Annotated in this window: 20 protein-coding genes; 13 read left to right on the forward strand and 7 right to left on the reverse strand. The window is 62.7% G+C overall.

Annotation, left to right across the window (positions count from 1 at the left end; all coding sequences use genetic code 11):
- Positions 1 to 95: 95 nt before the first annotated feature.
- A complete protein-coding gene (locus tag X760_RS44575) occupies positions 96 to 1502 on the forward strand; it encodes a Ppx/GppA phosphatase family protein (RefSeq protein WP_023717235.1) in 1407 nt (468 codons plus the stop codon).
- Positions 1499 to 2209, forward strand: coding sequence for an RlmE family RNA methyltransferase (locus X760_RS44580; protein WP_023717236.1), 711 nt, complete (start codon positions 1499 to 1501; stop codon positions 2207 to 2209). The genes X760_RS44575 and X760_RS44580 overlap by 4 nt, the downstream gene beginning before the upstream one ends.
- A gap of 211 nt (positions 2210 to 2420) precedes the next feature.
- On the opposite strand, the gene X760_RS44585 is transcribed toward X760_RS44580, so the two are convergent.
- A complete protein-coding gene (locus X760_RS44585) occupies positions 2421 to 3842 on the reverse strand; it encodes an MFS transporter (protein WP_023717237.1) in 1422 nt (473 codons plus the stop codon).
- Between the two features lie 296 nt (positions 3843 to 4138).
- Between X760_RS44585 and guaB the strand changes: the two genes are divergently transcribed.
- The 3 genes from guaB to X760_RS44600 are packed head-to-tail and all read left to right on the forward strand — an operon-like array spanning position 4139 to position 6660.
- Positions 4139 to 5641 (forward strand): IMP dehydrogenase, encoded by a 1503-nt coding sequence (guaB, locus tag X760_RS44590; protein ID WP_023717238.1) that lies wholly within the window; start codon positions 4139 to 4141, stop codon positions 5639 to 5641.
- 31 nt (positions 5642 to 5672) lie between these two features.
- Entirely contained in the window at positions 5673 to 6212 is a 540-nt protein-coding gene (locus tag X760_RS44595) for a hypothetical protein (protein ID WP_031193481.1), read from the forward strand.
- 28 nt (positions 6213 to 6240) lie between these two features.
- Positions 6241 to 6660, forward strand: a complete 420-nt coding sequence (locus tag X760_RS44600; RefSeq protein WP_023717240.1) for an MAPEG family protein — start codon at positions 6241 to 6243, stop codon at positions 6658 to 6660.
- Positions 6661 to 6671: 11 nt separating this feature from the next.
- On the opposite strand, the gene rnd is transcribed toward X760_RS44600, so the two are convergent.
- Both rnd and X760_RS44610 read right to left on the reverse strand, forming a co-directional pair.
- Positions 6672 to 7823: a ribonuclease D gene (gene rnd, locus X760_RS44605; protein ID WP_023717241.1), complete on the reverse strand. Its 1152-nt coding sequence runs from the start codon at positions 7821 to 7823 to the stop codon at positions 6672 to 6674.
- Between the two features lie 57 nt (positions 7824 to 7880).
- On the reverse strand, positions 7881 to 9143 hold the full coding sequence (locus X760_RS44610; RefSeq protein ID WP_023717242.1) for an MFS transporter: 1263 nt from the start codon (positions 9141 to 9143) through the stop codon (positions 7881 to 7883).
- 252 nt (positions 9144 to 9395) lie between these two features.
- On the opposite strand from X760_RS44610, the gene X760_RS44615 reads away from it, so the two are divergent.
- The 5 genes from X760_RS44615 (at position 9396) to aspS (ending at position 15077) form a co-directional block, all read left to right on the forward strand.
- Positions 9396 to 10664, forward strand: coding sequence for an ABC transporter substrate-binding protein (locus X760_RS44615; protein ID WP_023717243.1), 1269 nt, complete (start codon positions 9396 to 9398; stop codon positions 10662 to 10664).
- Positions 10665 to 10732: 68 nt separating this feature from the next.
- Complete coding sequence (locus X760_RS44620) at positions 10733 to 11605, forward strand: sugar ABC transporter permease (RefSeq protein ID WP_245278527.1); 873 nt, start codon at positions 10733 to 10735, stop codon at positions 11603 to 11605.
- Positions 11606 to 11624: 19 nt separating this feature from the next.
- The gene (locus X760_RS44625; RefSeq protein ID WP_023717245.1) at positions 11625 to 12449 is read left to right on the forward strand and encodes a carbohydrate ABC transporter permease; all 825 of its coding nucleotides are present in this window, start codon (positions 11625 to 11627) and stop codon (positions 12447 to 12449) included.
- An 89-nt stretch (positions 12450 to 12538) separates the two neighbouring features.
- Complete coding sequence (locus X760_RS0137045; protein WP_023717246.1) at positions 12539 to 13090, forward strand: AAA family ATPase; 552 nt, start codon at positions 12539 to 12541, stop codon at positions 13088 to 13090.
- Between the two features lie 196 nt (positions 13091 to 13286).
- Positions 13287 to 15077, forward strand: a complete 1791-nt coding sequence (gene aspS, locus X760_RS44630; RefSeq protein ID WP_023717247.1) for an aspartate--tRNA ligase — start codon at positions 13287 to 13289, stop codon at positions 15075 to 15077.
- An 80-nt stretch (positions 15078 to 15157) separates the two neighbouring features.
- On the opposite strand, the gene X760_RS44635 is transcribed toward aspS, so the two are convergent.
- The gene (locus X760_RS44635) at positions 15158 to 16351 is read right to left on the reverse strand and encodes a hypothetical protein (RefSeq protein ID WP_023717248.1); all 1194 of its coding nucleotides are present in this window, start codon (positions 16349 to 16351) and stop codon (positions 15158 to 15160) included.
- A 367-nt stretch (positions 16352 to 16718) separates the two neighbouring features.
- On the opposite strand from X760_RS44635, the gene parC reads away from it, so the two are divergent.
- Positions 16719 to 18971: a DNA topoisomerase IV subunit A gene (gene parC, locus X760_RS44640; RefSeq protein WP_023717249.1), complete on the forward strand. Its 2253-nt coding sequence runs from the start codon at positions 16719 to 16721 to the stop codon at positions 18969 to 18971.
- A gap of 303 nt (positions 18972 to 19274) precedes the next feature.
- The gene (locus X760_RS44645) at positions 19275 to 20495 is read left to right on the forward strand and encodes an AI-2E family transporter (protein WP_023717250.1); all 1221 of its coding nucleotides are present in this window, start codon (positions 19275 to 19277) and stop codon (positions 20493 to 20495) included.
- Here X760_RS44645 and X760_RS44650 read toward each other — a convergent pair.
- From X760_RS44650 to X760_RS44660, 3 genes are all read right to left on the reverse strand, one after another.
- Positions 20483 to 21379 (reverse strand): DMT family transporter, encoded by an 897-nt coding sequence (locus X760_RS44650; protein WP_023717251.1) that lies wholly within the window; start codon positions 21377 to 21379, stop codon positions 20483 to 20485. The genes X760_RS44645 and X760_RS44650 overlap by 13 nt on opposite strands.
- A gap of 122 nt (positions 21380 to 21501) precedes the next feature.
- The gene (locus tag X760_RS44655; RefSeq protein WP_023717252.1) at positions 21502 to 22266 is read right to left on the reverse strand and encodes an arginyltransferase; all 765 of its coding nucleotides are present in this window, start codon (positions 22264 to 22266) and stop codon (positions 21502 to 21504) included.
- A 136-nt stretch (positions 22267 to 22402) separates the two neighbouring features.
- Positions 22403 to 22873: an RDD family protein gene (locus X760_RS44660; protein ID WP_023717253.1), complete on the reverse strand. Its 471-nt coding sequence runs from the start codon at positions 22871 to 22873 to the stop codon at positions 22403 to 22405.
- A 209-nt stretch (positions 22874 to 23082) separates the two neighbouring features.
- On the opposite strand from X760_RS44660, the gene sthA reads away from it, so the two are divergent.
- Positions 23083 to 24471, forward strand: a complete 1389-nt coding sequence (sthA, locus tag X760_RS44665) for a Si-specific NAD(P)(+) transhydrogenase (RefSeq protein ID WP_023717254.1) — start codon at positions 23083 to 23085, stop codon at positions 24469 to 24471.

A 24471-nucleotide genomic window follows, 5' to 3' on the forward strand; every position in this document is an offset into this window, starting at 1 on the left:
TCCGGCCCGGCGCTGATAGTCTGGCGGCAACTTGAACATGTAAATGCGCCTGCTGCGTCCGGTCTCCGGTTCGCGCGGCGCCGGAAGGAACCACAGTGGAAGACCACGAAGCCGGCGCTGGTGCGCCGGAAGTGGGCGTGTCCAGGGGTTCGCCGACGCCGTCCGGCCAGGCAAGCCCATCCACCGGACGCTACGGCCGTCAGGTGCAGCCCCGGTCCGGCAACGGACAGACTGGCGACACGTCCCAGCACCAAAAGGGCCAAGACCAAAAAGGCCCGCATCAGAACGGCAAACCCAAGAAGCGGCGCAAGCGCCGGCGCGGGCGCAAGGTTTTCGCGCGCGACGAAGCTCGTCCGCTGGCGGCCGGCGCTTCGGTGCCCGCCGCCAACGAGACCCCGGCCGCGCCTCCGCCCCAGCCAGCGGCTTACGTGCCTCCGCCCTCAGCCCCGGCAACGTCGCCAAGGCCGGGGCAAGGTGCCCGCACGCCGCCACCGCTGCAGGAGTTGCCGGTGTTTGCCGCGCTCGATCTCGGCACCAACAATTGCCGTCTGCTGGTCGCGGTGCCGACGCGTCATGGCCAGTTCCGCGTCATCGATGCCTTCTCGCGCATCGTCAGGCTGGGCGAAGGCCTTACCGCCAACGGCCGGCTCGGCGAGGCTGCAATGGACCGCGCGGTCGAGGCGCTGAAGATCTGCGGTGACAAATTGCGCAACCGCAAGGTCAGGAAGGCCAGGCTGATCGCCACCGAGGCCTGCCGCACCGCCGCCAACGGCGTCGAGTTCCTCGAGCGCGTCGAGCGCGAGGCCGGCCTGAAGCTCGAGATCATCGACCGCCAGACCGAGGCGCGGCTGGCGGTGTCGGGCTGCGGCTCGCTGGTCGAGCGCGACACGCAAGGCGTCGTGCTGTTCGATATCGGCGGCGGCTCGTCCGAAATCGCGCTGATCGACCTCACCGGCCATCGCTCGCCAAGGCTTGCCAACCATATCGTCTCGTGGACCTCGCTGCCGGTCGGTGTCGTCTCGCTGGCCGAGCGTTTTGGCGGCCGCACGGTAACGCGCGAGATCTTTGGCGCCATGGTCGAGGATGTTGCAATGCGGCTGCGCGCCTTCGACGGGCGCGACCGGCTGAGCCACCTCCTGTCCAGCCCGAAATTCCATTTGCTAGGCACCTCGGGCACGGTGACGACGCTGGCCGGCGTCCATCTCGATCTCGAACGCTACGATCGCCGCCGCGTCGACGGGCTGTGGATGGATCGCGACAGCGTCGACCGCATGGTCGAAAAGCTGGTCGGCTGGGATTTCCAGCAGCGCGTCGCCAATCCTTGCATCGGCGCCGACCGCGCCGACCTGGTTCTGGCCGGCTGCGCCATATTGGAGGCGATACGTGCCGTCTGGCCGTCGGAGCGGCTGCGTGTCGCCGACCGCGGCCTGCGCGAGGGCATATTGAGCGAATTGATGGCCGATGACGGCGTCTGGCGAAACAGTGGGCGTGGCCGGCAATGACGAAGAAACCGGAAAAGCCGAGTTCGGCCAGCATTCGCGTGCTGAAGACGAAGATCAAGAAGAAAAGCGGCTTGAAGGAATCGTCGCGCCGCTGGTTGCAGCGCCATATCAACGATCCGTATGTCCAGCGCTCGAAGGCCGACGGCTATCGCTCGCGCGCGGCCTACAAGCTGATCGAGATCGACGACAAGCACCATTTGCTCAAGCCAGGCATGAAGGTGATCGACCTTGGTGCGGCACCCGGCGGCTGGTGCCAGGTCGCCGCCGCACGTACGAAATCTACCGCGGAACACCCGAACGTCGTCGGCATCGACTATTTGGAGATGGACGCGGTGCCGGGCGCGCCGGTGCTGCTGATGGATTTCCTCGATCCTCAGGCGCCGCAGAAGCTGGCCGAGGCGCTGGGCGGCCAGCCCGACATCGTGCTCTCCGACATGGCCGCACCCACCACCGGCCACAAGCGGACCGACCACATCCGCACCATGCATCTTTGCGAGGTGGCGGCCGATTTCGCGCTGTCGGTACTGAAGCCGGGCGGCCACTTCCTCGCCAAGACCTTTCAGGGCGGCGCCGAAAACGAATTGCTGGCGAGGCTGAAGCGGAATTTCCGCTCGGTCCATCACGTCAAGCCGCCGGCCTCGCGCGATGAGTCGGTGGAGCTGTATTTGTTGGCGAAGGATTTTAAAGGCGGAAACGGCGCGGCGTGAAAATCGCTCTGTAGCGATCCTTCGCGCCCCCCTCTGTCCTGCCGGACATCTCCCCCACGAGGGGGGAGATTGGCAGCTTCGGCGCGCTGTCTAATCCTGCAACGTTGAATATTGGCGAAAGCCGATGTCACGTCCGATCTCCCCCCACGTGGGGGAGATGTCCGGCAGGACAGAGGGGGGCGCCTCCGGCGTCCGTAAGTACGAGCAAAGGTCAACTCCCCGGCGGGCTCACCGGCTCCAGCGTCTTCGGCGGTGTCAGTCGGCCATGTCCCGACACGGCATTGCCGGCGTCCGGCGCCAGCCGCATGAACGACAGCGAGGCTGCCGCCGACATCGCCGCTACGATGAAGAAGGCGGTGTGGAAGTCGCTCAGCGTCAGTGGGCCGCCATGGATCTTGGTCGACACTTCCAGGATGCCGCCGGCCAGCGCCACACCGAGCGCGATTGCCAACTGCTGGAACACCGCGGTGATCGGCGTCGCCTTGCTGGTGTCGGCTGCTGAAATCTCGGCATAGGCAAGCGCGTTGATGCCGGTGAAGAACATCGAACGGATGAAGCCCCCGGCGAGCAGCATGGCGAGGATCAGCCCATAGGGTGTGTCGGGTGTGAACAGGCCGTTGACGGCGATGGACGCGGCCGCGACGAGCGAGCCTGAAATCAGCACACGGCGGAAGCCCGCGACCCTGAAGATCAGGGCAGTGACGAATTTCATGCCTATGGCGCCGATTGCCGAGACGAAGGTGATCATGCCGGACTGGAACGGCGTCAGCCCGAAACCGATCTGGAACATCAGCGGCAAAAGAAAAGGTACGGCACCAATGCCGATGCGGAACAGTCCGCCGCCGAGCACCGATGAGCGGAACACCCGATTGCGAAACAGCTCGAGCGCCAGCAGCGGATTCTTGGCGTGGCGCGCGTGCAGCAGATAAAGCACCGCCGATGCCAGCCCGACGGCAACGGTGATAAAGCCGGCAGCCGGCGGCAGGGCCGGCAGGCTGACCACCGACAGGCCGAACACAATGCCCGATGCCGCCAGCCCGCTCAGCACGAAACCAATGAAATCGAGCGGCGGCGTCTGCGCGGCGTCGGTCTTCGGCAGGAAACGCGTGGCCAGCCAGATCCCGATCAGCCCGATCGGTACATTGATCAGAAAAATCCAGTGCCAGGTGAAATAGGTTGTGATGAAGCCGCCGACCGGTGGACCGACCAGGGGGCCGACCAGAGCCGGGACGGTCAGCCACGACATGGCGGCGACGAGTTCGCTTTTCGGCGTGGCGCGTACCAGCACCAGGCGTCCGACCGGCGTCATCATGGCGCCGCCAATGCCTTGCAGGAAGCGTGAGACCACGAAAGCCGGCAACGAATTGGACATGGCGCAGGCGACCGAACCGATGATGAACACGGCGATCGCGGCGCGGAAGACATTCTTGGCGCCGAAGCGGTCGGCCATCCAGCCGCTGATCGGAATGAAGATCGCCAGGGATACCAGATAGGCGGTCAGCGCCAGCTTGAGCGCGATCGGGCTGGTGTGGATGTCGATGGCGATCGCCGGCAACGATGTCGCAATGACGGTCGAATCCATGTTTTCCATGAATAGAGCGACCGCCAGAATAAGCGGAATGGTGCGGTTCACGATGGATCCGGCCTTGAAATGTGCGTCGCTATTGCTTGCCGGCCTTGGGGCCAAACCGACACGTAGGGCGGTTATCACGCCTTGGCCCGGATGTCGCATTAATTTGCTGTCACGTTTGTGCGACCGCAAGTCGTGCGCAGCACCTGGGGCAAAATGCATCGTCGCCACTATACAACCATCGGCTTTTCAACGGCGACGGGACGTGTTACGAGCCAGCGCCAATCCTGAAAGGGAAGAAGACGAGTCGGCGCTGTCCATCCAGGGCGAGCGCCTTTCCTGCATTCCGAGGGCTGGCCATGGCAAAAATCATCGAGACGTCCACCGGCGCATTGGCGCTGACCTTTGACGACGTGCTGCTGCAGCCGGGTCATTCCGAGGTCATGCCTGGCGAGACCGACATCCGCACCCGCATCGCCAGCGACATCGACCTCAACGTGCCGATCCTGTCGGCCGCCATGGACACGGTCACCGAGGCGCGGCTTGCCATCGCCATGGCCCAGGCCGGCGGCATCGGCGTCATCCACCGCAATTTCTCGCCGGCCGAACAGGCCGAGCAGGTGCGGCAGGTGAAGAAATTCGAATCCGGCATGGTGGTCAACCCCGTCACCATCGGTCCCGAGGCGACGCTCGCCGATGCGCTGGGTCTGATGCGCACCTACAGCATTTCGGGCATTCCGGTGGTCGAGAACGGCGGCACCGGCGGCCACACGGTCGGCCGGCTGGTCGGCATCCTGACCAACCGCGACGTCCGCTTCGCCTCGGACCCGGCGCAGAAGGTCTATGAGCTGATGACCCGCGAGAACCTGATCACCGTCAAGGAGAACGTCGATCAGGACGAGGCCAAGCGGCTGCTCCATCAGCACCGCATCGAGAAGCTGGTTGTGGTCGATCGGGACGGCAATTGCGTCGGGCTGATCACGGTCAAGGACATCGAGAAGTCGCAGCTCAACCCGCACGCCACCAAGGATGCGCAGGGACGCTTGCGCGCCGCCGCCGCCACCAGCGTCGGCGATGATGGTTTCGAGCGGGCCGAGCGCCTCATCGACGCCGGCGTCGACCTTCTGGTGATCGACACCGCGCACGGTCATTCGCAGCGCGTCCTGGATGCGGTGACGCGGGCCAAGAAGCTTTCCAACTCGGTTCGCATCCTGGCCGGCAACGTCGCCACAGCGGAAGGCACGCTGGCGCTGATCGATGCTGGCGCCGACGCGGTCAAGGTCGGCATCGGGCCGGGCTCCATCTGCACCACCCGCATCGTCGCCGGCGTCGGCGTGCCGCAGCTCTCGGCAATCATGTCGGCGGTCGAGACGGCGCAAAAATCGGGTGTCTCGGTCATTGCAGATGGCGGCATCAAATATTCGGGCGATCTGGCCAAGGCGCTGGCCGCCGGCGCCAGCGCGGCGATGATCGGTTCGTTGCTGGCCGGCACCGACGAGAGCCCGGGCGAGGTCTATCTGCACCAGGGCCGCTCCTTCAAAGCCTATCGCGGCATGGGCTCGGTCGGCGCGATGGCGCGCGGCTCCGCCGATCGCTACTTCCAGGCCGAGGTGCGCGACACGCTGAAACTGGTCCCGGAAGGCATCGAAGGGCAGGTGCCGTACAAAGGACCTGTGTCTGGCGTGCTGCACCAGCTTGCGGGCGGCCTGAAAGCCGCTATGGGTTATGTCGGTGGCCGCGACCTTGCCGATTTCCGCGAGCGCGCCACTTTTGTGCGGATATCCAATGCCGGACTTCGTGAAAGCCACGCCCATGACGTCACGATTACCCGCGAAAGCCCGAATTATCCTGGCGGAGCCTGATCGCCATGCGCATTGGCGCAATCTGGCGGCGATGATCCTGCGGCTGTCGCGCCACGCCGCCGCACTCTGTTTCGCCACCGTGGCGATTTTCATCATCATGACGGCGATGGAGTTCCTCTATTTTCGCCAATTGAGCGGCGGTCTGCCCTCGCTCGACATGCGCTATGCCGGTTTCACTCCGGATGAGGGCATGGCCTGGCTGACGGCGCTCGGCCGGCGTGGCAGCGAGATCATTCTCGTCTGGCATTACCTGACCTTCGACCTGCTGTTTCCGGCGCTGCTGTCGCTGACGATGGTCAGCCTGATCCTGGCAACGGGCCGGCGGCTGAAGAATTTCCATTCGCTGCCTGCGCAAACCCAGTCGATATTCGCAGCTGTGCTGGTGCTGCCCTACACGCTCGCCGACTATGCCCAGAACATCGCCGTGGCTCGTCTTTTGTCCGATTTCCTGTCTGCCAATCCGGATTCGCTATCCTTTGCCTCGGCGCTGATCGTCACCAAATTCGCGCTTCTGGCGGTGCCGGTGACCGTCATTGCGGCTTTCACTCTGATGGCTCAGAAACGGCCTTGAAGGCTGGGTGACAACGACAGAGGGCGTCTTGAACCAGACCGCGATCTTCTGGCCGATGCTGGCGCAGGTGCTGCTGGTCTATATCGTCTATGTCGTAATGGGCCGGCGCCGCTATGGTGCGGTCAGGTCGGGCGAAGCCAAGACCGGCCAGTTCAAGACGCGCTCGACGGAGCCTGGTTCCAGCATCACCGTCGCCAACAATCTGAGCAACCAGTTCGAACTGCCGGTGCTTTTCTACGTCTTATGCCTGACGCTGCACGTGACCAATGGCGTCAATTATCTGACCTTGGCGCTGATGTGGATCTTTGTCGTCTCCCGCTATCTTCACGCATCGGTCCACTTGACCAGCAATCGGCTAATCCTGCGCAGCAGGGCATTCTACGTGGGCGCGGTAGTTCTCGCACTTGGCTGGATATGGCTGGCGCTGCATCTGCTCGGCTTGGTCTGAGCAAGCTCAAGCTACAAATCGAACACCGCGATCTTGCGCTTGTCGAACCTGATCGCGAGTTCACCGCGCACCAGCCTGAGCGCGGCCTCGCCAAAGACGGCGCGCCGCCAGCCTTGCAATGCCGGCACATCGGCGTCCTCGCCCTCTGCAGCGATGCGATCGATGTCGTCACTGGAGGCGAGTACCTTCGATGCGACACCTTCCTTTTCGGCAACGATCCGCAGCAGCACCTTCAGCAACTCCGCCGCGGCGCTCGACCCCTCCGGCGGCTGGAAGCTCTTCGGCAGCTTCGGCATCTCTTCCCTGGGCAGCGCCAGGGCAGCGTTGACTGCGCCAAGCAGTGCCGTCGCCGTCGACGAGCGCTCCCAGCCCTTCGGCGTGGTACGCAGCTTGCTCAGCGCCGCCGTATCGCGCGGCGCCTGCTGCGCTACTTCGTAGATCGCATCGTCCTTGAGCACCCGGCCGCGGGGCACGTCGCGCTCGCGCGCTTCGCGTTCGCGCCAGGCGGCCACCGCCTGCACGATCGCCAGTTCCTGTGGCTTGCGCAGCCGCATCTTGAGCCGCTTCCAGGCATCCTCGGGATGCGGATCGTAGGTCTCGCGCGAGGTCAGCACGTCCATCTCCTCGTTCAGCCAGTGGGCGCGGTTTTCCCGCACCAACTCGGCGCTGAGGTGCTTGTAGACTTCGATCAGATGGGTGACGTCGGCGAGCGCGTAGTCGAGCTGCTTTTCGGACAGCGGACGATGGCGCCAGTCGGTGAAACGCGACGACTTGTCGAGCCGCGCGCCGGTGATGCGCTGCACCAGCTGGTCGTAGGAGACGCTGTCGCCGAAGCCGCAGACCATCGCCGCGACCTGGGTGTCGAACACCGGATGCGGCACCAGATCGCCGAGATGCACAATGATTTCGATGTCCTGTCGCGCCGCATGGAAGACTTTGACGATCGCCTCGTTGGCCATCAGCCTGAAGAACGGTTTCAGGTCGATGTCGGGCGACAGCGGATCGATCAGCGCCGTCACCCCGGGCGCTGCCATCTGGATCAGGCACAGGATCGGCCAGAAGGTCGTTTCGCGAATGAATTCAGTATCGACGGTGACGAATTCCGCCTTTTCGAAAGCGGCAATAACGGTCTCGAGTTCGTTCTGGGTGGTGATGACGTGCATCAAATCGCTTTTGGCAAGGGATAGGGTCTCTTTCAATTTCAGCCGCGCGCGCTTTCGTCAAGCGCAAGCACCTTTATCGGGCTTTGCGGGTTCATCGGGATCGGCATTCCGCTTCGCCAACCGGGCAAAAACCGTCGATGTGCGCAACAGCGCCGTAAAACGGCTGCGATGGCTCGCCGGCACAGCAGAGCGCGCCCGCATCCGGAAAAGGATGACCGCCACGAAGATCGCATAGACGGTGGCGCTGAACACGAACAGCGCGCTCGGCCCGAAATATTGCATCACCGTCGAGGCTGCGAAGGGGCCGCCAATGGCGCCGAAGGAATAAAACAGCATCAAGGCTGCGTTGATTAGCACAAACTCGCCCTTGTCGGCGCGGTCGTTGGAATGCGCCGCCGACAACGAATAGAGCGGCATGGCAAAGCAGCCGAAGATAAAGACGAGCAGGAAGTTGAGGAACGGGCTGCCGCCTGCCACGAACGCCAGCGCCAGTGCCGCCACCATCGCACAGCACGTCGTCATCAGCAGCACCGAGCGCCGGTCCCAGCGGTCGGAGAGATAGCCAAGCGGATATTGGATGATGGCGCCGCCGAAAATGCCGACGCTGACGAAGGTGACGACGTCGGCGACCGACATGCCGATCTGCTCGGCATAGACCGGCGACAGGGTGCGGAAGGCGCTGTTGGTCACGCCGACGGCGATGCAGCCGAAGCAGCCAAGCGGCGAGATGCGCCAGACGCGTGCCAAATCGAGTTTGACGTCTTCCGGCGGCGTCGGGTTGGAGCGGTCGCCGAGCGAAACCGGCACCAGCGACACGGTGATCATCATCGACATAATGGCGAAGATGGCAAAGCCGCCGGCGCCGAAGATCGGGATCAGGAATTGGGCGCCCGTCACCGAACCGATGTCGACCATGCGGTAAATGGCAAGCACCCGCGCCCGGTCGGTGTTGGTGACGCCGGAATTCAGCCAGGCTTCCATGATGGTGAACAGGCCGGCAAAGCAGAACCCGCCGGCAAAGCGCACGGCGCACCACATCACCGGATCGATGACCAGCACCAGCAGCAGCGTTCCCGCCGAGGCGATCGCCGCCAGCGCGGAAAAGGCGCGCACATGGCCGACGGACTTCATGATGCGGGTGACGGCAAGGCAGCCGAGCAAAAAGCCGGCGAAATAGAACGTGCCCATCAGGCCGATAGAGGAAGCGGGAAAACCCTCCTGCGCACCACGCAGCGCAATCAAAGTGCTCTGCAGGCCGTTGCCGCCGAGCAGGATGCCGGCGGCGATCAGGAGCGGAATCAGCGGGCGGATGGAGGACATGAAGGAAAGCCTGTCGTTGATCCTTCTTGAACCATCGCCTTCGCCAATGCCAGCGGCAATTCCCGGAGGCGTTGGGGCCAGGCAGGGCCATAGGCTGCCTTGGGAACTTGCGCTACCGCGTCGCGCCGGATGCTCCGTCTTGGGAACCCAAGGCGTATCTTTGTAGTTCAGTGCTGGTGGTGCTGAGGACGGTGTCGGGCATCGACGTCCGTTTCTGCTGCTGCCTGAAGCTCCAAAGGGAGATCCGTCATCATGAAGTTTCATCCCGCATTTGCTGGATTTGCCGTGGCCGCAGTTCTGGCGGCCGGGCCGGCGCGGGCTGTCGACCTCGCCATGGTGTCGGGCGATACCGGCAACGGCCAGAGAATCCTTCGCGAGATACTCGATCAATACGAGAAGAAGACCGGCAACAAGGTTAGCGTGGTTCCGGTGCCGCCCTCGGGGACCGATCAGTTTAGTCAATACAGGCTCTGGCTTGCGGCTGGAAACAGCGACGTCGACGTCTATCAGACGGACGTCATCTGGGCTCCCCAGCTTGCAAAGCAGCTCGTCGACCTGACCGCGGCGACCAAGGATGTCGTCGGCGCTCATTTCCCATCGATCATCAAATCGCAGACCGTCGACGGCAAGCTCGTCGCCTTGCCGATATTCACCGACGCTCCGGCGCTCTATTACCGCAAGGATCTCCTCGACAAATACGGCGCCAAGGTCCCGACCAGCTGGGCCGAGCTTGCCGATACTGCCAAGCTTGTCATGGACAAGGAACGCGAGGGCGGCAACAAGGACATGTGGGGCTTCGTTTTCCAGGGCAACGCCTATGAGGGACTGACCTGCGATGCACTCGAATGGGTGAAGTCGAACGGCGGTGGTCAGATCATCGAGCCGGACGGCACGATCTCCATCAATAACCCGCAAGCAGCCGCGGCGCTGGAAATGGCGAGGAGCTGGGTGGGAACCATCTCGCCTCCCGGCATTCTGGCCTATCAGGAAGAAGAGTCGCGCGGTGTCTGGCAGACCGGCAACGCCGTCTTCATGCGCAACTGGCCCTACGCCTATGCGCTTGGCAACAGCGAAAGCTCCCCCATCAAGGGCAAGTTCGAGGTGACGACGCTGCCGTCCGGGTCGGGTGAGGGCGCCCGCCCGGCAGCAACGCTTGGCGGCTGGAATCTTGCGGTTTCCAAATATTCGAAGAACCCGGCCGCAGCCGTCGAGCTGGTCAAATGGATCGCTTCGCCTCAGATGCAGAAGTACCGCGCCTTGAAGGGGGCATATCTGCCGACCATTCAGGCGCTCTATGACGATGCCGACATCGCCAGCGCCCAGCCGGTTATCCCGCGCTGGAAGGAAGTCGTCCTCAACGCGGTGCCGCGTCCCTCGGCCCAGGCCAAGACCAGGTACAATGAGGCATCGAGCGAGTTCTGGACCGCCGTCCACAACACCATGTCCGGCGAGGGCACGGCAGCCGACAACCTCGCCGATCTGGAGTTCTCCTTGACCAGGCTCAAGGGCACCGCCTGGTGACCTCGCCGTGCTCAGGCTCGCTGCTGGCGCGTCAGCGTGTGCGCTCGGCATGGCTGCTGCTTGCCCCGATGCTCATCGTGCTCGCCGCCGTTGCCGGCTGGCCGTTGATGCGCACGATCTATTTCGGCTTCACCGATGCCTCGCTCGCCGACCTGGAAGCCCGTCGCTGGGTTGGCTTCGCCAATTATTTCTCCATCCTGCAAATGCCGAGCGGCCGCGTCATCTATGACGGGCTGCTCGCCGATCCGGTCTGGTGGCGCGCCGTCTGGAATACGGTGCGCTTCGCGGTGATTTCGGTAACCTGCGAGACGGTGCTCGGCATGATCGTCGCGCTGGTGCTCAACACCAAGTTTCGCGGCCGCGGCATGGTGCGCGCCGCGATTCTAATCCCTTGGGCCATCCCGACGATCGTCTCGGCGAAAATGTGGCAGTGGATGCTCAACGACCAGTTCGGCATCATCAACGACGTCCTTCTCAAGCTCGGCCTGATCGGCACCAAGATCGCCTGGACGGCTAGCGCCGACACGGCCATGGTCGCCATCCTCATTGTCGACATCTGGAAGGCGACCCCGTTCATGGCGCTTCTCATTCTCGCCGGCCTCCAGATGCTTCCACAGGAAATCTACGAGGTCGCCAAGCTCGACGGCGTCGGCGCGTGGAAAGTTTTCTGGAAGATCACCTTGCCGCTCATCCGGCCGGCGTTGATGGTGGCCATGATCTTCCGCGGTCTCGATGCGCTGCGCATCTTCGACCTGATCTACGTGCTCACGCCAAACAACATCCACACCAAGTCGATGTCGGTGTTTGCCCGCGAGAGCCTGTTTGAGTTCGACAAGTTTGCCTACGGCTCCGCCGCCTCGACGCTGCTCTTCCTCATCCTCGCTTTGCTGACCATGCTCGTTCTGTGGCTCGGCCGGATAAGACTGGACAAGGACTATTGATCATGTGGGGCTGCTGACCATGTGGATCGTCAAGCGCACGGCTTTCTACCTCCTCGTCGCCATTATTGTCGTCGTCGCGGTATTCCCGTTTTACTACGCCATCGTCACCAGCCTGAAATCAGGGACGGCGCTCTTCCAGATCGACTATTGGCCGAAGACGATCACCTTCAGCAATTACCAGACCGTTTTCACCGAGGGGACCTTCCTGCGTAACCTCGTGAACTCGCTGGTCATCTCGAGCGCCGTTGTCGTCATTTCGCTGTTCCTCGGCGTCACCGCCGCCTATGCCCTGGCGCGCATCCGCTTCCGCGGCCGCTCGGTTCTGCTCCTCATTATCCTGTCCGTCTCTATGTTCCCGCAATTGGCGGTGCTTGCCGGGCTTTTCGAGCTGATCCGGGCCTTCGGCCTTTACAATTCGCCGTTCGCGCTGATCTTGTCCTACATGATCTTCACCTTGCCGTTCACCGTCTGGGTGCTCACCGCCTTCGTTCGCGACCTGCCGATCGAGCTGGAGGAAGCGGCGATCCTCGACGGCGCCACGCCCTGGATCATCATCAGCCGCGTTTTCCTGCCGCTGATGTGGCCGGCGCTGGCGACCACCGGGCTTCTCGCCTTCATCGGTGCGTGGAACGAATTTCTGTTCGCGCTTACGTTTACCTCCAACAACGAGCAGCGAACCGTGCCGGTCGCCATCGCGCTGCTCTCCGGCAGCTCGCAGTTCGAGATCCCGTGGGGCAACATCATGGCCGCATCGGTGATCGTCACCGTGCCGCTCGTCATCCTCGTCCTGATCTTCCAGCGCAAGATCATCTCCGGCCTCACCGCAGGCGGGGTCAAGGGATGAGGTGCTGAACATTTCGTCGCACACAGAGGCTTGCCAACTCGCCATCGTTCGCGGAACGTCCCCGCTCAAAAATCGAATGGCGAGACGACATGCAGATCCTGCTGATCACCGGCCCGGCTGGCGTGGGCAAGACCACGCTGTGCTGGGAAATGAGCGCTCAACTCAGCGCAGCGCAGATAGCTCACGCGGTTATCGAGACAGACGAAATCGACAGAGTGTTCCCCCGCCCAAGTGCCGAGGACCTTGAAAGAATTCAGCCTGGAACTGTTGATGTCAGCAGCATCAATTTGGCTGCGATCTGGTCAACATATCGGGTGCTGGGCCACTCGCGCTTGATTATGTCGGGTGTCATGATGCACCTCCAATTCGATCGGCGGTGGATTCTTGCTGCCATACCCGACGCGCGGATTACGGTGGTTCGTCTGTCCGCTACGGAACCCACAATACTCGCGCGTCTAGCACAGCGCGAGATTGGATCCGGTGCGGAAGAGCAGGCACAGCGCTCGTTTCGACAAGCCAGGCGCATGGCCGGTGAAGCAGCCGAAGATCTGTTTGTGGTACCCACAGATGGCAAGATGCCAAAGGAACTTGCGGAGATCATTTTGCGGGAAGTTGGCTGGTTGAGTATCGTCGCAGAATAGCGCAGGGAGGCATCGAGATCGTCCACCGTTGTCTGCGCCCAAGGTCCGAAGGGCTTGAAAGCCGAAGTTCGAACCGAGATGCCACCCGGGCGCCGCTTGCCTTGACAAATGCACACTCTCATGTGCTTTTCGCGCAAATTTTCAGGCCGGGCCATCGTGCTTTGGCCGCAACCAACATCCGGACCTAGCAATGACAATGCATCGTTACCGCAGCCATACCTGTGCCCAGTTGAGGAAGAGCGACGTCGGCTCTTCCGTCCGCCTGTCGGGCTGGGTGCATCGCGTGCGCGACCATGGCGGCCTGCTGTTCATCGATTTGCGCGACCATTACGGCCTGACCCAGATCGTCGCCGATCCGGATTCGCCGGCCTTCAAGATCGCCGAGACCCTGCGCGGTGAATGGGTCGTCCGCGTCGATGGCGAGGTCAAGGCGCGCCTCGCCGACACCGTGAACCCTAATTTGCCGACCGGCGAGATCGAGATTTTTGCGCGCGAGATCGAGGTGCTGTCGGCGGCCAGGGAATTGCCGCTGCCGGTCTTCGGCGAGCCGGATTATCCGGAGGACATCCGCCTCAAATACCGCTTCCTCGACCTGCGCCGCGACACGCTGCACAAGAATATCGTCGCGCGGACGAAAATCATCGCCGAGATGCGCAAGCTGATGGGCGAGGTCGGCTTCACCGAATTCTCGACGCCGATCCTGACCGCCTCGTCGCCGGAAGGGGCGCGCGACTTTCTGGTGCCGTCGCGCATCCACCCCGGCACTTTCTACGCGCTGCCGCAGGCACCGCAGCAGTATAAGCAGCTGATCATGGTGTCCGGATTCGACCGCTACTTCCAGATTGCGCCGTGCTTCCGCGACGAGGACCCGCGCGCCGACCGTCTGCCGGGTGAATTCTACCAGCTCGACGTGGAGATGAGCTTCGTCGAGCAGGAGGACGTGTTCACCACCATGGAGCCGGTGATGCGAGGCGTTTTCGAGACCTTTGCCGCCGGAAAGCCGGTGACGCAGAAGTTTCCGCGCATCGCCTATGATGTCGCGATCCGCAAATACGGCACCGACAAGCCGGACCTGCGCAACCCGATCGAGATGCAGGCCGTCTCCGATCATTTTCGCGATTCCGGCTTCAAGGTATTTGCCAACATCCTTGCCAACGATCCGAAGGCCGAGGTCTGGGCCATTCCGGCCAAGACCGGCGGTTCGCGCGCCTTCTGCGACCGCATGAACTCATGGGCGCAAGGCGAGGGCCAGCCCGGGCTGGGCTACATCTTCTGGCGCAAGGAGGGCGAGAAGCTCGAAGGCGCCGGGCCGCTGGCCAAGAACATCGGCGAGGAGCGCACGGAGGCGATCCGCCAACAACTCGGCCTTGCCGATGGCGATGCCGCTTTCTTCGTCGCCGGCGACCCGAAGAAATTCGTCTCCTTCGCGGGTGCGGCGCGCACCCGCGCCGGCGAGGAGCTCAACCTTGTCGACCGTGATCGCTTCGAATTGTGCTGGATCGTCGACTTCCCGTTCTTCGAATGGAACGAGGAGGAGAAGAAGATCGACTTCGCGCACAATCCGTTCTCGATGCCGCAAGGTGGCATCGATGCGCTTAACGGCGAGGATCTGCTCGGCATCAAGGCGTTCCAGTACGACATGGTCTGCAACGGTTTCGAGATCGCCTCAGGCGGCATTCGCAACCATCTGCCGGAAACCATGGTCAAGGCGTTCGAAACGGTCGGGCTGGACCGCGCAACCGTCGAGGAACGCTTCGGCGGCCTTTACCGTGCCTTCCAGTATGGCGCGCCGCCGCATGGCGGCATGGCGGCCGGCATCGACCGTGTCGTCATGCTTCTGGTCGGTGCCAGGAACCTGCGCGAAGTGACCATGTTCCCGATGAACCAGCAGGCCTACGACCTGTTGATGAACGCCCCGTCGGAAGCCAGTCCGCAGCAGCTTCGCGAATTGTCGCTGCGCGTCGTGGCAACGAAGAAAGAGGTTTAGGAAACGCTCCGAACCGGTCCTGTGGATTCATAAAAAAGCCCGGCATCGCTGCCGGGCTTTTTGCTTGAAGGCTGTCTCGGTCAGTCTTCGTTCGCGGTAACCGTCACGCCAAGCGTTTTCGGCAGGTCGAGCGGGTTGGACATGGCGCCCGCCATGATCAGCGCGAACGGCACCGCTGCCGGCGGCTCGGCCGAGACCTCGATGCTCTGCGGATCGTCGAGGAACTTGTTGACCGCGGCCGAAACCTGCGCCGTCAGTTCCGGATTGTTGAGCTGCGCCATGCCGAATGGCACGATCGCCTTGGCCTGGTTGGCAATGTCCTTGCCGGACATGCCTTGCTGCTTGCCGGCATAATCGAGCACCTTCTTGGTCAGCGAATCGTCGTCGAAGCGGATCGAGGCGCTGTTGAACGATAGCTGCTGCAGCAGCCCGAGCATGGCCATGCCTTGCGCCGAATTGTCGGCGCCTTCAGGCTGAGCTGCCATCTTCTTCTGCATCTCCTGCATCGATTTGATGACATCCAGCGTGTAGCCGCCGAGATTGAAGGTCATACCGAATGTGCCGGCATTGTCGACCGAAATTTCGTATTTCGACAAATCCATCTTGCCGTCGGTAGGCTGCCAGGTGCCTTCCATCTCAAGATTGCCCGATATGTTCTGGTAGCCGAGTGCGTTGATGACTTCCTTGGACTTCGGATCTTCGACCAGCGTCAGGTCGGCAGTGAACTTTTCCGTGGTGCCGGAGAACGCCATGGCCTTGCCGTCGGCCGGCGGCGTGATTGCGATGGCAAGCCCGTCCATCGAGAAGGCAGGCTTGTCGGCGACCTTGACGGTCATGTTTTCGAGCTCGGCCGATTTGTACATCATCAGCGAGCCCAGCGGACCGCTTGCGCCTTCGGCCGGAACCGTCATGTCGTGGATGACGAAGGGGCTGAGATTGAGCGTGACGCCATCTTCGCTGTGTTCGAACGGCGAAGTCGATACGGTCGCGATTTGATAGCCGCCATTGGCTTCGGTCACGCCTTCGAGCTTGACGTCGCCGATCTTGAGCGCCTCCTTTTCGGCCGCCGGTCTGACCGCTACGCCTTGCAGAACCATGCTGGAGGTGTCGCCGGTTACTCCGGTCCAGGAGAGGTCGACGCCCTGGGCGGCGAGGGCAGCCTTCAGCCGGTCGGCGACCGCGGTATCCTGCGCGAACGCCGCATTCAGCGGCAGCGTCAGCAAAAAGGTCGAAAAAGCCAGTCTTTTAATAAGTGTCGAGTGTCTGATCGTCATCGAGAGCTCCCCTGAGAGTGTCCTGAAATTCTTTTCAAATCGTCGCGTCGTCACCATTCAGCGACGAACTGGACCGGAAAAAGGCGGGCCTCGGCACAATGGTCGAAAATCGCGGCCAAAGGCAAACCCGATCCATCAGGCTTGCGATAGAAGCCGGATGTAACGGATTGATGTTGGCCGGCGTCGCGACGCTTCCAATTCCTGTTGCACAATGCAGGTCGCGCAAAAGTGTGCAGCGGTTTTGCGCGACATGGATCAAAACAAGGACCTAAAGCGCGCGCATAAGGCCGGTCGAACGCGACGCGCTTTAGGAGGACGTATGCCGGCGCCTCTTGCCGCGAATCACCCGCTCGGCTAGTGCCAGCCCATGGGAAAAAGGCTTTTGCCGCCTGAAACTGGCGGCGGCGACAATATCGAGCCGGTCGATCTGAAGAAGGCGCTGGAAGAGCGCTATCTCGCCTACGCGCTGTCGACCATCATGCACCGGGCGCTGCCGGACGTGCGCGACGGGTTGAAGCCGGTGCATCGCCGCATAATGCATGCCATGCGCTTGTTGCGGCTCAACCCCGACCAGGGCTTTGCCAAATGCGCCCGCATCGTCGGCGAGGTGATGGGCAAGTTCCATCCACATGGCGACCAGTCGATCTACGACGCATTGGTGCGGTTGGCGCAGGATTTTTCGATGCGCTACCCGCTGGTCGACGGGCAGGGCAATTTCGGCAATATCGACGGCGATAACGCCGCCGCCATGCGCTACACCGAAGCGCGCATGACCGACGTGTCGACGCTGCTGCTGGAAGGCATCACCGAGGACGCGGTCGATTTCCGCCCGACCTACAACGAGGAAGACGAGGAGCCGGCCGTGCTGCCCGGCGCCTTCCCGAACCTGCTTGCCAACGGCTCGTCCGGCATCGCCGTCGGCATGGCGACCTCGATCCCGCCGCACAATGCGGCCGAGCTTTGCGACGCCGCGCTTCACCTGATCGATCATCCGGATGCGCCCGTCACCAAGCTGATGGACTTCGTGCAAGGTCCGGATTTCCCGACCGGCGGCATCATCGTCGACAGCCGAGCCTCGATCCTCGAAGCCTACGAAACGGGTCGCGGCGGCTTTCGCGTCAGGGCGAAATGGAGCCAGGAGGACCAGGGCAGGGGCACCTGGAACATAGTCGTCACCGAGATCCCCTACGGCGTCCAGAAGGCCAGGCTGATCGAAAAGATCGCCGAGCTCTTGATTGCGCGCAAGCTTCCGTTGCTCGAGGATATCCGCGACGAGAGCGCCGAGGACATCCGCGTCGTGCTGGTGCCGAAGAGCCGCTCGGTCGATCCCGGCATCATGATGGAATCGCTGTTCAAGCTGACCGAGCTCGAAAGCCGCTTTCCGCTCAACATGAACGTGTTGTCGCGCGGCAAGGTGCCGAACGTGCTGTCGCTGAAAGGCGTGCTCAAGGAGTGGCTTGAGCACCGCCGCGACGTCTTGATCCGCCGCTCCAAGCACCGTCTCGGCGAGATCGAGAGGCGGCTGGAGATCCTCGCCGGCTATCTGATCGCCTACCTCAACATCGACGAGGTGATCAGGATCATCCGCGAGGAGGACGAGCCCAAGCAGGTGATGATGGCCCGCTGGTCACTCACCGACACCCAGGCCGAAGCCATCCTCAACATGCGGCTGAGGGCGCTGCGCAAGCTCGAGGAATTCGAGATTCGTGAGGAATTCAACGGCCTGACCGGCGAGAAGAAGCAGATCGAGGCGCTACTTGCGTCCGACGCCAAGCAGTGGGCGACGATCAAGTGGGAAGTCGCCAATGTTCGCCAGAAATATGGGCCCGAGACCGAGATCGGCAAGCGCCGGACCGAGTTCGCAGATGCACCCGAACATGACCTGACCGATATCGCCCACGCCATGATCGAGCGCGAGCCGGTCACCGTCGTCGTATCGGAAAAGGGCTGGCTGAGGGCCATGAAAGGTCATCTGACCGATCACTCTGCCCTGACCTTCAAGGAAGGCGACAGCCTCAAGCTCGCCTTCCATGCCCAGACGACCGACAAGGTGCTGGTCTTCACCACCGGCGGCAAGTTCTACACGATCGGCGCCGACCGGCTGCCGGGTGGGCGTGGCCATGGTGAGCCGATCCGCATCATCGTCGACATGGACAACGACCAGGATATCGTCACCGCCTTCGTCCATGATCCCAAGCGCAAGCTGCTGCTGGTTTCGCATGACGGCAACGGTTTCATCGTGCAGGAAGAGGAGGTCGTCGCCAACACCCGCAAGGGCAAGCAGGTGATGAATGTCAAGGCGCCCGACGAGGCCCAGCGCTGCGTGACTGTCGCCGGCGACCATCTCGCCATTGTCGGCGAGAACCGCAAGATGCTGGTGTTCCCGCTGGCCGAGATCCCGGAGATGGGACGCGGCAAGGGCGTGCGCCTGCAGAAATACAAGGATGGCGGTGTCCTCGACCTCAAGACCTTCACGCTCGCAAGCGGTCTGTCCTGGCAGGATTCGGCAGATCGCACCTTCACCAAATCGCGTGACGAGCTTGCCGAATGGATCGGCGCCCGCGCCTCGGCCGGCCGCATGGTGCCAAAGGGCTTTCCGCGCACGGGCAAGTTCGGGTAGGCGCGCGAAGGAGCATGACCTTTCGGGGGGCGGTCAGGCGAGGTGGTGAAAGGGAATTCGTGTTTTCGTGCCCGGCGGCGCATTTTGTTCTTGCTTTGTGCCGGCAGCTATGCTACTAATTTCGCTATGGTGCTGATTCGCACCGACGACCCGCCTGCCAAGGCGGGTTTTTTGTTTCGGGCTCCTTTCGACCAAATTGGAATGCCGTCACGATTGCTGCACTATATCAGTGCATAAGCTTCGCCATGGGAAATCGCGGGGATAACGCATCTGGACGACACGGGGCGTTGGGGAGGTAGTCGCTTGAAGGAAGTCAGGATACAGAAGCCGGAGCGGCAGCAGCGCCTGTTTGGCCTGTCGACGCCGCTCAGGGCCGCTGTCATTCCGCCGCTGTCGGCGGCGCGCTGGCTCCTGGTGCTGATCGTCGCCGCCGGCGTTTATTTCTTCCACGGCTTCCTATTCCCGGTCCTTGCCGCCCTGGTGATCGCTTTCGCCAGCTGGCCGCTCTATCGGCGGCTGCTCGCCGGCGTCGGCGGCAACCGCACGATCGCCGCGACCCTTGCGATCCTGTTCATCCTGACCTTCCTGGTGGTGCCGATCGCGCTTGCCGGCACCTATGCCATCAACGAGGTGCGCGAATGGGTCGGCTGGGCGATCGAGACCAACCGCTACGGCGCGCCGACGCCGCACTGGATCGCCACGCTGCCTGTGGTAGGCGAATGGCTCAATGAACAATGGACGGTCAACGTTGGCCATCCAGGCGGTATCGGCGAACTGATCCAGCTGATCAGCGGCGCCAATATCGGCAGCATCTATCGCGGCGTGCTTGCCGCCGGCGGCAGCGCCTTCGGCCTTTTGCTGACGCTGCTGTTCATGATGATCGCGCTGTTCTTCGCCTATCGCGACGGCGAGCATTTCGCCGGGCAGGTCGATCGCCTCGGCGAACGCATCCTGCCGGCCAGATGGGAACGGATCTCACGCGTGGTGCCGGCGACGATCTCCTCGACCGTCACCGGCATGACGGTTATCGCCATCGGCGAAGGGCTGGTGCTGGGCATCGCTTACTGGTTGGCCGGCGTGCCGTCGCCGGTGACGCTCGGCGCACTGACCGGCATCATGGCGCTGATCCCCGGCGGCGCGCCGCTGTCGTTCACGCTGGTCTCGATTTATCTCGCCGCCAGCGGCTCGCCGATGGCCGGCCTGGCGCTGTTCATCTGGGGCGCCGTCGAACTCTTCGTCGTCGACAAGACATTGCGCCCGAAGCTGGTTGGCGGGCCGATAAAGCTGCCCTTCCTGCCGACTTTCTTCGGCCTGATCGGCGGCGTCAAGACAATGGGCTTTCTCGGCCTGTTCATCGGCCCGGTGCTGATGGCCCTGCTGGTCGCGATCTGGCGCGAATGGCTGCGCGAGGTGGAGCTGACCGATGAACTCGCTGCCGCCGAACCGGCGGAGCAGGAAGATGCACCGCCGCAGATCGAAATTGTCGCCGAACGCGCCGCCGCGAAAAAGAATCAGGCCGGGTGACTGACGGCGAGCGTGGCGCGGCGCTTACGCCCCTCGTGCAACTGCCAGAGCGAATGGCCGATCAAGGTGACGATGAGGATCGTGCCGCCGATCAGGCTGTTGCGCGACGGGGTCTCGGCGAAGATCATCCACACCCAGACCGGCGCCAGCACGGTTTCTAACAGGTAGAACATCGCCACTTCCGGCCCGGAAATGTATTTCGGACCGTTGGCGAGGCAGAAGAACGAGATCGGCATGATGACGGCGCCGTTGAAGACGATCCACCACGGTGCGTTGACGTGAAAACCCACCTTGGAAACCATCAGGGCGGCGATGGCCAGTGGCAGCACGACTCCGATCAGCGCGGTGAAGCCCATATCCTTGCCGCTGGCGCGCGAGATGGTGATGGCCGCGGCGATCATGAAGGCGGAGCATAGTGCCATCAGGTCGCCGAAGAGATGCCCGGTTCCGACGGAATCACCGACAATCATCACGACGCCGGCGATCATCAATGCCAGCGCTGCGACCGTCAGGGGCTGTGGCCTCTCCTTCAGGAATAGCCACGACAAAAGGGCCGCGAACATGGTGGTGAAGGCCAGGATGAAAACGAGGTTGGCGGTCGAGGTGTTGTAGACGCCGGTGATGAAGGCGATCGAGCCGAGTCCGTAGAGGGCGGCAACGATGAGCCCTGACCAGCCCGGGATAAGCTGCGGTGCCTTTGCGCTCAGCGAGCGCCAGATGGCCCAGATGACGAGCGTGGCGACGAAGGTCGTGCCGGTGCGCAAGAGCAGGATCGTCCATGCCTCGCCGTCGGCGAGCCGGATCAGCGGAATGTCGACGGTCAGCGTCAACCCGCCGATGGCGGTGATCAGAAGGCCTCTCTGGTGGTCGTTGTGGGAAGACATGCAGCAATTCTCGCGATAGGCTTGGAGGCGCAAAATTGACCCGCCCGGTCTTCCGCCGATCGGCCGGAAGCCCAGCGGCATCCTCCTCGAAACAATTTAAGGGTGAATACCGAAAGCGGAAATCAGCGCGAAACCGCTTCGTGATTGTAGCGTTCCCAGCCTTTCGGGCCGAGATGCTCCTGCGGCTGGAAGCGCATCTTATAATTCATCTTGCGCGAGCCGTTGACCCAGTAGCCCAGGTAGACATGGGGCAGGCCCATCGCCCTGGCGCGGGCGATGTGGTCGAGGATCATGAAGGTGCCGAGGGAACGGTCCTCGAAATCCGGGTTGAAGTAGGAATAGACCATCGACAGGCCATCGGCCATCTTGTCGGTGAGCGCCACGGCGATCAGTTCGCCCTGACCCTTGCCGGTGATGAAGCTGTCAGGTCCGCGGCGACGGTATTCGATGACCTTGGTGTCGACATGGGTATCCTCGACCATCATGGCGTAGTCGAGCACGGTCATATCGGACATGCCGCCACGGCGGTGGCGGGCGTCGAGATAGCTGCGGAACAGCGAATACTGCTCGGTGGAGGGTTCGGCGTCGTGCATGGCGCCGACCAGATCCGAATTATGCTGTATGACGCGTTTCATGTTGCGGCTGGCGGTGAACTCCTGCGCCAGGATGCGCACCGACACGCAGGCGCGGCAGGTCTCGCAAGCCGGCCTGTAGGCGATGTTCTGCGACCGCCTGAACCCGCCCTGCGTCAACAGATCGTTCATCTCGGGGGCCTTGTCGCCGACCAGGTGGGTGAACACCTTGCGCTCGAACTGGCCCTCGAGATAGGGACACGGCGAGGGCGCGGTCAGAAAGAACTGTGGCGACTGGGTCGGGTGCTGCGTCATCGAGCCTTGGAAACACTCCTGCGAATCGCTCTACCTTTGGCGCGGACGCCGAAAAATTCAACAGGATTGTGAAAGCCTGTGTGAATGGACGTCTTCACTTTTGTGCGCAAAGGCTGCGGCCGCGCTTCAAAGCCGCTCAGCGGCCGCTGCGGCTGACGACCGTGCCGAGCAGCAGGTCGTGCAGCATGCGCTTGCGGTCGGAAAACAGGCTCACCAGCAGGACCAGCGGCGAGAGGATGACATTGCCGGCCCAAAACAACACCGAATGGACGACGGCAGTCAACCCGTCGATGCGGCTGCCGTCGAGCCGGTCGAGCCGGATGCCCATCATCTTCATGCCAGCGGTGGCCTGATCTTTACTGCCGAGCGTGTTCCAGATGTAGAGGATGGCGACGGCCGGCACGAGAATGGAAAACAGCATCCAGCCGAGGCCGAGCGTCAACAGCCCAAACAAGAACACCAGGATCGCGAAAGGAATGGTGAGCAGCGCGACGATGAAATAATCGATGACGAAGGCGAGAATGCGCCGCGTGCGCACGCCCTCATAGGCGCGGACGTCTTCGAGCCTGCTGGTGATGATTTCGCCGTCGAGAACGCGAGCGTTCATGTCATTTCCTCGTAATCGAACCCGGGTTAATGCACGGGCCGCGTATTGATGAAATGGTGAAGGTTCGCGGTGGAATCAAGATCGAACCATTCGCCACCGTAGATGGTGACGGAGTGCCCGGCGCCGTCTGACTTGTTGAATTCATGGCGCGGATAGCGTTAGCTTGCTGCGGCGCAACAAAAGGTGCCGAGCCGAGGGGACGGGGCGACATGGACTACGACATGCTGGTCATCGGCAGCGGCCCATCCGGGCGCCGCGCCGCGGTGCAGTCGGCCAAGCTCGGCAAGTCGGTGCTGGTGGTCGACAGGGGCCGGCGTCTCGGCGGCGTGTCGGTACACACTGGCACCATACCGTCGAAGACGTTGCGCGAGACGGTGCTCAACCTCTCCGGCTGGCGTGAGCGCGGCTTTTATGGACGCGGCTACCGGGTCAAGCAGGACATTTCGGTCGGCGATCTGGTCGAGCGCCTGCACAAGACGCTCGACCATGAGGTCGAGGTGCTGCAGCACCAGTTCATGCGCAACACGGTCAAGAGCGCTCGCGCCGCGGCAAAATTCCTCGGCCCCAATAAGGTCAGCCTGACCACCGACACCGGCGACTACAGCGAGGTTGGCTTCGCCCATGCACTGATCGCGGTCGGCACCCGGCCGCACCGGCCGCGCGACGTGCCGTTCGACAAAACACGGATTTTCGACAGCGACGAGATGCTGGAGCTCGACCGGCTGCCGCGCACGCTGACGGTGATCGGCGCCGGCGTCATCGGCGTCGAATATGCGACGATCTTTTCCGCGCTCGACGTTCCGGTGACGCTGGTCGAGCCGCGCAATACCATGTTGGATTTCGTCGACCGCGAGATCGTCGACGACTTCATCCATCAGATGCGCGACCGCGGCATGACCATCCGCTTGGGCAGCGCCGTCAAGGAGATCGCCTCCAAACCCGATTATGCCGAGGTGATGCTGGCAGACGGCCGCACCATACGTTCCGAGATGGTGCTTTATGCTGCCGGGCGTACCGGCAATGTCGGCAGCCTGGGCTTGGAAGCGGTCGGCATCGAGTCCGATTCCAGGGGCCGCATCAAGGTCGATCCGCAGACCTTCCAGACCAGCGCGCCCAACATCTATGCCGCCGGCGACGTCATCGGTTTTCCGAGCCTGGCCTCGACCTCGATGGAACAGGGCAGGGTGGCCGCCTGCCATGCGTTCGGCGTGCCCTTGCCGCCGCCGCCCGAAACCTTTCCCTACGGCATCTACGCCGTGCCGGAAATCTCCACCGTCGGCCAGTCGGAGGAGCAGGTGCGCGAGAGTGGTGCTGCCTACGAGGTCGGCGTGGCGCGGTTTCGCGAGACATCGCGCGGCCACATCATGGGCGTCAATACCGGCTTCCTGAAGCTTCTGTTCTCGATCGAAACACGCCGTCTGCTCGGCGCCCATATCGTCGGCGAGGGCGCGACCGAACTCATCCACATTGGCCAGGCGGTCATCAATCTCGGCGGCACCGTCGACTTCTTCGTCAACAACACCTTCAACTATCCGACGCTGGCCGAAGCCTACAAGATCGCCGGGCTGGACGCCTGGAACCGCATGGGGCGAGGATAG

Source organism: Mesorhizobium sp. LSHC420B00 (assembly GCF_000503055.1).
GTDB lineage: Bacteria > Pseudomonadota > Alphaproteobacteria > Rhizobiales > Rhizobiaceae > Mesorhizobium.

Coding starts and splice junctions, on each gene's coding strand:
- X760_RS44580 (WP_023717236.1), top strand. CDS start 1,499: ATGACGAAGAAACCGGAAAAGCCGAGTTCGGCCAGCATTCGCGTGCTG.
- guaB (WP_023717238.1), top strand. CDS start 4,139: ATGGCAAAAATCATCGAGACGTCCACCGGCGCATTGGCGCTGACCTTT.
- X760_RS44595 (WP_031193481.1), top strand. CDS start 5,673: ATGATCCTGCGGCTGTCGCGCCACGCCGCCGCACTCTGTTTCGCCACC.
- rnd (WP_023717241.1), bottom strand. CDS start 7,823: ATGCACGTCATCACCACCCAGAACGAACTCGAGACCGTTATTGCCGCT.
- X760_RS44610 (WP_023717242.1), bottom strand. CDS start 9,143: ATGTCCTCCATCCGCCCGCTGATTCCGCTCCTGATCGCCGCCGGCATC.
- X760_RS44615 (WP_023717243.1), top strand. CDS start 9,396: ATGAAGTTTCATCCCGCATTTGCTGGATTTGCCGTGGCCGCAGTTCTG.
- X760_RS44620 (WP_245278527.1), top strand. CDS start 10,733: ATGCTCATCGTGCTCGCCGCCGTTGCCGGCTGGCCGTTGATGCGCACG.
- X760_RS44625 (WP_023717245.1), top strand. CDS start 11,625: ATGTGGATCGTCAAGCGCACGGCTTTCTACCTCCTCGTCGCCATTATT.
- X760_RS0137045 (WP_023717246.1), top strand. CDS start 12,539: ATGCAGATCCTGCTGATCACCGGCCCGGCTGGCGTGGGCAAGACCACG.
- aspS (WP_023717247.1), top strand. CDS start 13,287: ATGCATCGTTACCGCAGCCATACCTGTGCCCAGTTGAGGAAGAGCGAC.
- X760_RS44635 (WP_023717248.1), bottom strand. CDS start 16,351: ATGACGATCAGACACTCGACACTTATTAAAAGACTGGCTTTTTCGACC.
- parC (WP_023717249.1), top strand. CDS start 16,719: ATGGGAAAAAGGCTTTTGCCGCCTGAAACTGGCGGCGGCGACAATATC.
- X760_RS44650 (WP_023717251.1), bottom strand. CDS start 21,379: ATGTCTTCCCACAACGACCACCAGAGAGGCCTTCTGATCACCGCCATC.
- X760_RS44655 (WP_023717252.1), bottom strand. CDS start 22,266: ATGACGCAGCACCCGACCCAGTCGCCACAGTTCTTTCTGACCGCGCCC.
- X760_RS44660 (WP_023717253.1), bottom strand. CDS start 22,873: ATGAACGCTCGCGTTCTCGACGGCGAAATCATCACCAGCAGGCTCGAA.
- sthA (WP_023717254.1), top strand. CDS start 23,083: ATGGACTACGACATGCTGGTCATCGGCAGCGGCCCATCCGGGCGCCGC.